Here is an 11,173-nt window from a genome sequence, read left to right as displayed (position 1 = left end):
GGGGTTAGGGGGTGATGGTGGCTTTGGCTTTGGCGGTGTTGTTGGCGGCGCCGATCGGCGCGGTTCGCGACGCCTGTTGTCCGATGGTGTAGCCGTTGTCGGCCAGCACCTGTGCCGATACCGTTCCGTCCATATTCGCCCTCGACAAGTTGGCCGGGCGCGACCGCCCTGGGCCAGGGGCGGTTCGGGCTTTGCGGTTGCGGCGGGTTAGTCGTCGTCGATGATGGTCATGGTTCCCTGGGTTCTGCTTTCGAAGAACCTGCCAGGGAAGTGGGCCTCGACTGCGAAGTACTCGTCTGGTTCGTCGTGGCTGTCTTGTCGTAGCCATACTTCTGCGGTCTTGGTGGTTTCTCCTGGAGCGAACACCAGCGTGCCGCCCCCGTAGAAGTAGTCGGTCGAGTGGGCCCGGGCGTCCATAAGGTGCCATGCGGTCATGGAGACCCAGTTCACGGTTACCTCGTGGTTTGACGCCTCGGAGAGCGTCACCGTGAACTGCACTTCGCCGCCCTCGGTGCCCGAGGCGTCCTCGACCGTTATGGTGGCCGTGGTCTGGGGCGGCGGCGGGTCGTCGTCGTCGGCGATGTCGACGGTGGCGGTTTTGGCGGTTCCGAGGTCGTAGTCTGCGCCGTCGATGAGGGTGGCGGTTACCGTTCCGTCGGCCTCGTCGGTGTTGTCGTTGGTGGTGGGCACGGTGAACGTGGTGGTGCCGCCGGTGGGTATTGTGACTGTTCGGGTGCCGGTGGTGGCGCCGTAGTCGCCGGTCTGGGTTATTTTGACCTGCACCGAGAGGTTCGAGGCAGGCGGCGGGCTCGCGGTCACCGTGAACGACGCAGAACCGCCCTCAGTCACGCCGCCGCCGCCGGTTATCGACACCACCGGGATCACCGGCGGCGGATCGTCATCGTCGGCGATGTTGACCGTCGCCGTGGCAGTGCCAACGTCGTAGTCGGCGCCGTCGGCCACCGTCACCGACACCGAGCCGTCGGCCTCGTCGACCGAGTCGCCGACCGTCGCCACCGACAGGACCTTGCTGGTCGTGCCCGCGGCGATCGTCACAGTCCGAGAGCCCGTCACGACGCCGTAATCACCCGACGCAGCAACCGTGACGCTCACCGGCAGGTCCGCAGCCGGCGCCGCATCGGCGCTCACGGTGAATGACGCAGAACCGCCCTCGGTCACACCGCCGCCGCCGGTTATCGACACCACCGGGATCACCGGCGGCGGATCGTCGTTGTCGGCGACGTTGACGGTTGCGGTTTTGGTGGAGGCGAGGTCGTAGTCTGCGCCGTCGATGAGGGTGGCGGTGACAGAGCCGTCAGCTTCGTCGGTGTTGTCGTTGGTGGTGGGCACGGTGAACGTGGCTGTGCCGCCGACGGGTATTGTGACTGTTCGGGTGCCGGTGGCGGCGCCGTAGTCGCCGGTTTGGGTTATCTTGACCTGCACCGAGAGGTTCGAGGCAGGCGGCGGGCTCGCGGTCACCGTGAACGACGCAGAACCGCCCTCAGTCACACCGGCGCCGCCGGTGATCGACACCACCGGGATCACCGGCGGCGGGTCGTCATCGTCGAGCACCTGCACTGTTTGCGACGACAGCGAACCGACGGTGTAACCGCCGCCGCTGTTCAACGTCAGCGTCACCGAACCGTCAGCCTCATCGACCGAATCATCCGACGTCGACAAAGTCACCGTCTTGGAAGACTGCCCCGCCGGGATCGTCACCGTCCTCGTGCCAGACGACACGCCGAAATCGCCCGACACCGACACCGACACGCCCACCGCCAGATCCACAGCCGGCGGCGGAACCGCGCTCACCGTGAACGACACATCAGAACCCTCCGTACCACCAACAGAACCGGTGATGTTCACCTCCGGCACACTGACCGGCTGCGGCGCTGCCAACAACGCCTGCACCTTCGGCAGCGTCGTGACACCATCCTGCCAGCCATACCGCCGCGACCTCTCAAGCCACACAGCGATATCCGCATCGCTCATACCCGTCCGACCCTCAAGCCGATCCAAGATCAGATTCCAATCACGGACCCGTTCGCATGGTTCCGGCTCGTGAAATCCGCGATATGCGCATTCACCTCCGCAATCAACGCCGATTCGCCAAGCGGCGGGTCGTCGTCGTCAGCGACGCTGACCGACGCCGAGGCGGTGCCCACGTCGTAATCCGTGCCGTCGACCACCGTCACCGTTACCGACCCGTCAGCCTCGTCGGTGTTGTCGTTGGTGGTGGGCACGGTGAAGGTGGTGGTGCCGCCGGTGGGGACTGTGACTGTTCGGGTGCCGGTGGCGGCGCCGTAGTCGCCGGTCTGGGTTATTTTGACCTGCACCGAGAGGTTCGAGGCGGGCGGCGGGTTCGCGGTCACCGTGAACGACGCAGAGCCGCCCTCGGTCACACCGGCGCCGCCGGTTATCGACACCACCGGGATCACCGGCGGCGGGTCGTCGTCGTCGGTGATGTCGACGGTGGCGGTTTTGGCGGTTCCGAGGTCGTAGTCTGCGCCGTCGACGAGGGTGGCGGTGACAGAGCCGTCAGCCTCGTCGGTGTTGTCGTTGGTGGTGGGCACGGTGAAGGTGGTGGTGCCGCCGGTGGGGACTGTGACTGTTCGGGTGCCGGTGGTGGCGCCGTAGTCGCCGGTCTGGGTTATTTTGACCTGCACGGGGAGGTTCGAGGTGGGCGGCGGGTTCGCGGTCAGGGTGTATGAGGCGTTGCCGCCCTCGGTCACGCCGGCGCCGCCGGTGATCGACACCACCGGGATCACCGGCGGGTCGTCGTCGTCGGTGATGTCGACGGTGGCGGTTTTGGCGGTTCCGAGGTCGTAGTCTGCGCCGTCGATGAGGGTGGCGGTTACCGTTCCGTCAGCCTCGTCGGTGTTGTCGTTGGTGGTGGGCACGGTGAAGGTGGTGGTGCCGCCGGTGGGGACTGTGACTGTTCGGGTGCCGGTGGTGGCGCCGTAGTCGCCGGTCTGGGTTATTTTGACCTGCACGGGGAGGTTCGAGGTGGGCGGCGGGTTCGCGGTCAGGGTGTATGAGGCGTTGCCGCCCTCGGTCACACCACCGCCGCCGGTGATCGACACCACCGGGATAATGTCGTTGTCGGCGACCGTGACCGTCGCGGTGCTTGCGGTGGCTGAAAGCGTGTAGCCGCTGCCGGCCAGCACCTGTGCCGATACCGAGCCGTCAGCCTCGCTGATGTCGTCATCGACCGTGGGAACCGAGAACGACACCGACCTGAAACCATGAACGCTCGGTGCCATCGTTAGCGTTTTCAAACCTGTCCGCGTCGCGAATTCGCCCGACTGCGCGACCTTCACTTTTACCGTCAGCGGCGCGGCAGGTGCAGGTGATGCCGTCACCGTGAACACCGCGCCGCTGCCCTCGGTAACCGGTGGCCCGGCGGTGACCGACAGCTCCGGCACGTCGTTGTCGGTGACGCTGACCGACGCCGAAGGCGGTGTGCCGACCGTGTAGCCGGCGCCGTCGACCAGGGTCGCGGTGATGGAGCCGTCGGCCTCGTCGGCGCTGTCGTCGGTGGTGGTCACGGTGAACGACGTCGAGCCGCCGGTGGGGACTGTTACCGTTCGTGTTCCGGTCGCCGCGCCGTAATCGCCTGACTCCGCGACCTTCACCTTCACCGTCAGCGCCGAGGCAGGTGGCGGTGATGCCGTCACCGTGAACACCGCGCCGCTGCCCTCGGTAACCCCCGGCCCGGCGGTGACCGACACCGCCGGCGCATCCGGCGTCGACAAGATGTCGTCGTCGGTGACGCTCACCGATGCCGAAGGCGGTGTGCCGACCGTGTAGCCGGCGCCGTCGACCAGCGTCGCGGTGATGGAGCCGTCGGCTTCGTCGGCGCTGTCGTCGGTGGTGGCCACGGTGAACGACGTCGAGCCGCCGGTGGGGACTGTTACCGTTCGTGTTCCGGTCGCGGCGCCGTAATCGCCTGACTCCGCGACCTTCACCTTCACCGTTAGCGCTGAGGCAGGTGGCGGTGATGCCGTCACCGTGAACACCGCGCCGCTGCCCTCGGTAACCCCCGGCCCGGCGGTGACCGACACCACTGGGATCGGGTCGTCGTTGTCGAAGACTGGGACCGACGCCGAAGACGGCGTGCCGACCGTGTAGCCGTCGTCCGGCATCACCTGTGCCGATACCGAACCGTCAGCCTCGTCGATGCCGTCATCGATCGTGGGAATAATGAACGTCACTTGGTTATGGATGTCAGCGTGCCGCCATATCCTTACCGTCCTCAAACCTGTCCGAGTAGTGAAATCGCCCGACTGCCCCACCTTCACCTGAACCCGTATATATTCCCTCGGCCCAGGCGAAGCCCACAGCGTGAACCACGCGTACGCGCCCTCGGTTGTACCGCCCCTACCCGACAAAGTCACCACCGGCGGCGGGCTGTCGTTGTCGGTGACATTGACCGTCGCAGACTTGTTCGTGCCCAGGTCGTAGCCGGCGCCGTCGACCAGCGTCGCGGTGATCGAGCCGTCGGCTTCGTCGGCCCTGTCGTCGACGGTGGCCACGGTGAACGACGCCGAGCCGCCGGTAGGCACTGTCACCGACCGCGTGCCGGTCGCCGCGCCGAAATCGCCTGACTCCGCGACCTTGATCTGGACGGTCAGCACCGAGGCGGGTGTAGGCGATGCCGACACGGTGAACACCGCGCCGCCGCCCTCGGTCACCCCCGGCCCGGCCGTGATCGATACCGCGGGCACATCGTTGTCGGCGACGTTCACCGATGCCGTCGACGGTGCGCCGACTCGGTAGCCGCTGCCGGCCAGCACCTGCGCCGAAACCGAGCCGTCGTCTTCGTCGGCGCCGTCGTCAGCGGTGGGCACGGTGAACGACGCCGTGCCGCCAGTAGGCACTGTCACCGTTCGCGTGCCGGTCGCCGCGCCGTAATCGCCCGACTCATCAACGTTTATCTGGACGGTCAGCGCTGAGGTGGGTGTAGGCGATGCCGACACGGTGAACACCGCGTCGGCGCCCTCGGTCACCTGTGGCCCAGCCGACACAGACACCTTCGGCAGGTCGGGGTCGTCGTCGGCGACGTCCACCGATGCCGTCGACGGTGCGCCGACTCGGTAGCCGCTGCCGGCCAGCACCTGTGCCGTTACCGAGCCGTCGTCTTCGTCGGCGCTGTCGTTTGTGGTGGCCACGGTGAGCGACGCCGTGCCGCTCGGGGGGACTGTCACCGTTCTCGTGCCGGTCGTGGCGCCGTAATCGCCTGATGCTGCGACCTTGATTTGGACGGTCAGCGCTGAGGTGGGTGTAGGCGATGCCGTCACCGTGAACACCGCGCCGGCGCCCTCGGTCACCTGTGGCCCAGCCGACACAGACACCTTCGGCAGGTCGGGGTCGTCGTCGGCGACGTCCACCGATGCCGTCGACGGTACGCCCACCGTGTAGCCGCTGCCGGCCAGCACCTGCGCCGATACCGAGCCGTCGTCTTCGTCGGCGCTGTCGTCGACGGTGGGCACGGCGAACCACGTCGAGCCGCTGGTTGGCACTGTCACCGTTCGCGTGCCGGTCGCCGCCCCGAAGTCGCCCGACTGCGCCGCGACCTCAACGTTCACCGTCACCGCTGCGGCGGGTGCAGGCGATGCCGTCACCGAGAACACCGCGTCGTCGCCCTCGGTCACCCCTGGCCCGGTATGAATCGATACCGCGGGCACATCGTTGTCGGCAACGCTCACCGACGCTGACGACGCCGAGCCCACCGTGTAGCCGATGTCTGCCAGCACCTGCACCGTCACCGAGCCGTCGTCTTCGTCGACGGTGTCGTCGACAGTGGGCAGTTCGAGCAACACCGAGCCGCTCGGGGGGACTGTCACCGTTCGCGTGCCGGTCGCCGCCCCGAAGTCGCCCGACTGCGCCACGCTCACCTTCACTGTCACCGCCGCGGTGGGCGGGGGAGATGCCGTCACCGTGAACACCGCGTCGCTGCCCTCGGTCACCGGTGGCCCGGCGGTGACCGACACCTCCGGCGGCGTCACATCGTCATTGGTGATGGTGACGGTTGTGGCGACACCGAGTGCTTGGTAGCCGTCGGGCGGGGTGCCCAGCCCGACGGTGAAAGTCTCGTCGCCTTCGTCGTCTTCGTCGTCGGTGATGGCAATGAGCCCGATTCCGCTGGTGGACCCGGCTGGGATGGTCACCGTTGGCAGAGCGCTGTAGTCGGCGGCCGCGTCGGTGGGTCCTGAAGCCGAAATCGGCGTCACGCTGACGGGCACTACCAAGTCTTGTGTCAAGGCGCCGTTGTGGAGGGTGGCGGTCACTTGCAGCTTTCCGCCCTCGGGCACTGCTGTTTCGATCGAGTCACCGCCTGCGCTCAGCGTCAGCGACGGCGCCAGCACCGCCGCCTCCGAGGTGTGGCCGTACACGGTGATGCTCCACGACCTCAGCAGGGGAAGCGAAGCTGCCGTCGAGTTCTTGTCAATCGTGCCGCGGTATACCAGACGCAGCGTCCAAGTACCGGAGGGGTCCTCGCCCAGATGGCGGGCGGTGCCGAAAGTGAAACTCCCGTCCAGCCCGCATGCAATTTTGCAGGTCGGCGCGTAGGTGGTGATCACCGACTCTCGTCCCGTCGGCGAGACCAGCACGACGTCGAAGTCGCGGAACTTGTCGGCCCTCATGTCGATCTTGAAGTTCACGTGCTCGACGAAATCGATCGGGCTCTGCACGTCCAGCGTGAACTCGTTGTTCTTGGTGTTGATTGATGAGTCGAGGCTCGGCGACGACACCGTGGTGTTCTTTTCCGCCGGGAGCAGCGGCCACGAGAATGCCGCGTCCACCGCGGCCTGCGCGTCGACCACGCCGAACCCGTACTTGTGACTGAAGCTGTAGTTCTGGGTGCTGTTCGAGTACTTGGCCGCGCCCGGCAGCCACGAGCTGTCGCCGGCATCATTCTTGAACGCAGTGTCGGCCAGCAGCAGCTTTATGTCGCGCCACGTCAGATAGGGGTTCACACTGCGCACCAGCGCCGCGACCCCGCTGACCTGAGGCGCCGACCCGCTCGTCCCGCCAAAACCCAAGGTGTACTGGTCGTTGCTCTGCGGGGCGACGAGGCCCAAGCCGGAAGTGCCAGTCGACGGGGCGCACAGCCACAGGTTGGAGCCCTCGCTGGAATAGTGCGAACTGGTGCCGTCGGCCCCGACAGCGCAGACCACCATCAGGCCCCGGTGGTTAATCCGCTCCTGGAGCGTGGCCAGCCCGGAATACGGCATACGACTGAGATTCTTGGCGTTGCCCGCCGCTGCTACGAACACCGTGCCCAAGCCCCCGTAGCCGCTGCTCAAAGCGCCATCGACTGCGCTTACCCATGCGCTGTCCACCCGGCTGAGGCCTGGTCTGGCAGATTTGCCGTAACTGTGGTTCGACACTCCGACAACGTCGCTGTGGCGGGTCCAGGCCGCCAAGAAGTTCGCGGCAGTCTGACTATCAACGTAATCGAAATTGGTCAGCGCGGCGCGCGGTGCCACGCCCCGCCCGCCCACTAGGTTGTCGCGGGCCCCGACAATCCCCGCCACATTCGTTCCGTGCGGGATCGGTCCTGTAACAAGCCAAAGAATCGAACCAATCTGGATCGCGTTTGGCTCGCCGGACCACCGACTCCAGTTCGAATCGAGCGAGGTGTTGACGTTGTCTGCGAGGTCCTCATGGCCACCGTTCCAGTGACGGTCCACGATGGCCACCGTCACGCCTTGGCCCTTGGTCTTGTTCCACGCATCCCCGATATTGATATCGACCTGCGGGTCAGCCAGTGACGATCGGGCGCGATACGACGTATCCGCGTCGAGATGCCACGAGCAGGGCAACAATTCATCAGACGTCGAATCCGACGCATACGACTTGCACCAATTCACCTCCGCCTGGCTTACGTTTTCGACGACGTCGGGCGAGTGCCAATTGGGTGATGCCGAGTCCACCGCCGGGTCGCGGGGCAGAGCCGCGGCCAGCCGCAGCGAGTCGACAGCGGAGGCTGTGATCAAGTACCCGTTGTGAAAGCCGTCAATCGGAGCCGCGTCGGCGGCTGCGATGCCGTGGCGGGCCAGAGTGGCGCTGACCTCGGCCGCAGACGCCTCAGAGCGGAACACGACAACGACTCCGTCACTGAGATACAGCGTCTGGCCGGTGTCATCGACGAACTCGCGCGGCAGGTTTGCTTCGGTCAGCGCCGCCGACGAGCCCGCACCGGCAGACACCCCGTCAGCACCGACGACGACTGGGCGAATCTGCACCACGCGGTCCCCGTCGACCCAGTGGTACACGCCGTCGTCGTCGAACAAATCCGACACGCTGAACCCGTTATCGGGTGCCGGCCCGAGCGGTTGTCCCCCTAGGTCGGGGCCCCCGACAAGCCCAGGGCCCTCAAAAGGAACCGGCCCTGCGGGCTCTGCGGGAACCGGCTCAGCGCTCGGAAGGCCGGGAAGATCGCCGACGGTGCCACCACCAGCAGGCACCTCCGGCGCGGAGGGAGGAACCGGCGCTTCCGGGGCGGCGGTCGCCGGCGAGGCCGCCAACGCCGCTGCCAGCACCACAGCCGCCAACACCACAGCCGCCAAACTTTTGGCACCCACACCACCGATCCTCATAAACAACCTCTCAATGACTAGGGGGAAGCAGACTGCACCGCCACAGCCCCGCTGATGCTGCTACACTAGAACTGCCCACACCACCACTGCAAGGAACGCGAAACCGGCGCTACCTCGGCTTTTGCGCCCCTACGCGCAAAGTCCGCGGGCCGGGGGCCGGTGGCCGCCCTTGGCGAATTACCTCACTTCACTCGGGGAAACCCTGGTCTTGGAACTGCTTCCAAGTCGGCCAGGCGTGGGGAAGCTCGTGGGCCGTCAGGCCTTGGTCTTCGAAATCGATCCTCGTTCTGACGACCTCGTCCACCACCCCCCAACGGTTGTAGAGACGCCGAACGAAGTACCACCGTCCACCTCGCCGCTCGTAGGTATCCCAGTATTGAAGGTGTCCGACAATCCAATACCCGTCACGCTCCACCTCGTCGCGGCAGTAGACGACGCCGGTTGCATGGTCGGCGTCGCTGAAGCTCAAGATGTGATTGGCCACCAAATGGATGGTCCGACCGAGTTTGGCCAGGGTCGTGGTCATCCAGCGCTTGAGCTCGTCTCGCCCATAGAGCCGCTTTCCGACCCGGACGTCCTCCACGAAGAGCTCGGCCAAGGCGTCCATGTCGCGGCTGTCGATGGCAAGCGCGTAGCGCATCGGCAGCTGTTGGATCTGCTGGGCCGATCGCAAATGGTCCAGCTTCTCATCGGTGGTGGAGGGCTGCCATTCCTGATCACCAGCGCCTGGGAAGGTCGATGTCATGAGAGCTTCTCACCATCGGTAGCTTCCTGTTCTGAGGGCGCCGAAGACACGGCAATCGCATCGCCGAGCTGTTCTCGCACCCGGATCAGGGCATCGATGAATTCGGCGCCGCGCCCATCGCCGAGGCCTACCGTGGCGTGGGTCCCCCCGGCCTCAGCCCAGGCCTCGACCTCGTGGCCGAGGTCGCCGGCTTCGCCGAGGTTGGCCTGGAACCCGATTGTGCCGGGGTCGCGGCCGGCCTCGGCGGCCCTGGTCCTGATGAATTCGTTGCCCGCTCGCGACAGCCTGGTGTTGCCGGCCCACATGAATCCGTCGCCGATCCGAGCGCAGCGATCCTGCTGAACCCGAGCGAACCCGCCAAACCAAATGGGAACGGGCCGGTCGAGCAGGGGGTTTAAACCGGCGCGGTCGATCCGATGGTGGTCTCCAGCGAATTCAAGCACCGGCTCGCTCCAAAGGCGGCGCACAACCCTAACCTGTTCTTCCAGGCGAGGTCCCCGGGTGTGGTAGTCGGTGCCCAGGGTTTCGTACTCGATGTAATTCCAACCGCTGCCGACGCCCATCCGCAGCCGGTGATTGCTGAGAATGGCCAGCTCGGCCGCCTGCTTGGCGACCAGTGCGGTCTGGCGCTGGGGCAGGACCAGCACCGAGGTGACCAACTCGATGCGCGTTGTAACGGCAGCCCAGTAGGCGAACAGCGTGAAGGGTTCATGGAAGACGCTGTTCTCGTCGTAGATTCCGAGTTCGTGGAAGGGGGGATCCCGCCGGTCGTGCGGCGTGCCGAGAACGTGGTCCACGCACGTGATGTAGTCAAAGCCGAGCTCCTCGGCCACCACTGCGAAGTCTCGCACCACGCCGGGGTCAAAGCCGATCTGCTGCTCGGGCAGGTGGATGCCGATCTTCATGCGCTCGTTGCCTTGTGACGGGGGAAGCTCTCCAAATCAGGCCCTTCTGGCCGCCGCGGATCCTCGGGAAGGAGCTCTTCGACGAGGAATGTCGGAATGGGAAGTGCGTTCGGATCCAGAAACGTCATTCCCGCAATCTGGGCTGCCGGTCGGACACCATGTGGTGCCAGCTTGGCCACGGAATCAGCCAGGTTGGCCACGCGCAAACCCTGGGCATGGAACCGATTGCGGGCGATGTGGCTGCCCCAAACTTCCCGAGATGTGCCTTCGGGGGGCATCGGGAACAGCAATAGCAGGCAATCCTTCAGCGACACGATTGCGCCGATCTCGTCAACGGCGGCGTCCTCGGAAACTCTCAGCACCTCGGTAGCGAACAAGTCGGCCAGCCGGGCGGCCACTTGGGGAGGGTTGTCCACCACTGCGGTGACGAATGCGTATTGCAGAGCCGGAGTCAGCGGCGCCTTGATACCGGGCTTGAGCGGGTAGCCCCAGCGAGGATCGTCGTCGGTGTGCCGGCTGGCCCATTCAAGCAGCAGGCCAGCGGTCTGTTGGGGCTTGGAAAAGAAGATGTGGTCGTCGAGCCAGACTTGCGGGGTTGCGTGGTGTCGGGCAAGCCGCTCAGCGGTGGCCTTGGCGTCGTCGACTTGCACTGCGATGGAGTGCATCCCCCCGCCCCACTTTTCCACGAAGTTCCTGACCGGTGATTGCTCCCCCGCGGGGGCGCCCAGCTCAAGGGAGTTGTCGCCCAGCCATATCATCCCGCCGTGACGGCCGACCCCAGGCTCCACAGAAGTGGTCTCGTGCATCACTGTTGCCCCAAACAAGCGCTGAAGCGGTTCCAGGCATGTGCTGTAGTCGGCGACCATGGCCGTCGTGTGCCAAAGCATGCTGATTCCAGTCACGAGCAACGCTCCCTC

At 65.9% G+C, this 11,173-nt stretch carries 6 protein-coding genes; all 6 read right to left on the bottom strand.

All coding sequences use genetic code 11. The annotated features are described in order from the left end of the window. Positions 1 to 4: 4 nt before the first annotated feature. Positions 5 to 133, bottom strand: coding sequence for a hypothetical protein (locus tag ACOGXA_RS11725; protein WP_419924056.1), 129 nt, complete (start codon positions 131 to 133; stop codon positions 5 to 7). A 74-nt stretch (positions 134 to 207) separates the two neighbouring features. After that, complete coding sequence (locus ACOGXA_RS11720; RefSeq protein ID WP_419924055.1) at positions 208 to 1,992, bottom strand: Calx-beta domain-containing protein; 1,785 nt, start codon at positions 1,990 to 1,992, stop codon at positions 208 to 210. 29 nt (positions 1,993 to 2,021) lie between these two features. Further along, the gene (locus ACOGXA_RS11715; RefSeq protein WP_419924054.1) at positions 2,022 to 8,591 is read right to left on the bottom strand and encodes a S8 family serine peptidase; all 6,570 of its coding nucleotides are present in this window, start codon (positions 8,589 to 8,591) and stop codon (positions 2,022 to 2,024) included. A gap of 202 nt (positions 8,592 to 8,793) precedes the next feature. Then, the gene (locus ACOGXA_RS11710) at positions 8,794 to 9,351 is read right to left on the bottom strand and encodes a nuclear transport factor 2 family protein (RefSeq protein ID WP_419924053.1); all 558 of its coding nucleotides are present in this window, start codon (positions 9,349 to 9,351) and stop codon (positions 8,794 to 8,796) included. Beyond that, the gene (locus ACOGXA_RS11705; protein ID WP_419924052.1) at positions 9,348 to 10,256 is read right to left on the bottom strand and encodes an LLM class F420-dependent oxidoreductase; all 909 of its coding nucleotides are present in this window, start codon (positions 10,254 to 10,256) and stop codon (positions 9,348 to 9,350) included. The genes ACOGXA_RS11710 and ACOGXA_RS11705 overlap by 4 nt, the downstream gene beginning before the upstream one ends. Then, positions 10,253 to 11,158: a hypothetical protein gene (locus ACOGXA_RS11700; protein WP_419924051.1), complete on the bottom strand. Its 906-nt coding sequence runs from the start codon at positions 11,156 to 11,158 to the stop codon at positions 10,253 to 10,255. The genes ACOGXA_RS11705 and ACOGXA_RS11700 overlap by 4 nt, the downstream gene beginning before the upstream one ends. Between the last annotated feature and the right edge of the window lie 15 nt (positions 11,159 to 11,173).

Origin of the sequence: Candidatus Poriferisocius sp., from assembly GCF_965208475.1 — a bacterium.
In the GTDB taxonomy this organism is placed as follows: Bacteria; Actinomycetota; Acidimicrobiia; order Acidimicrobiales; family Bin134; genus Poriferisocius.
The sequence above is the reverse complement of the archived record's forward strand: the minus strand, read 5'-3'. Positions and strand labels throughout refer to the sequence as shown.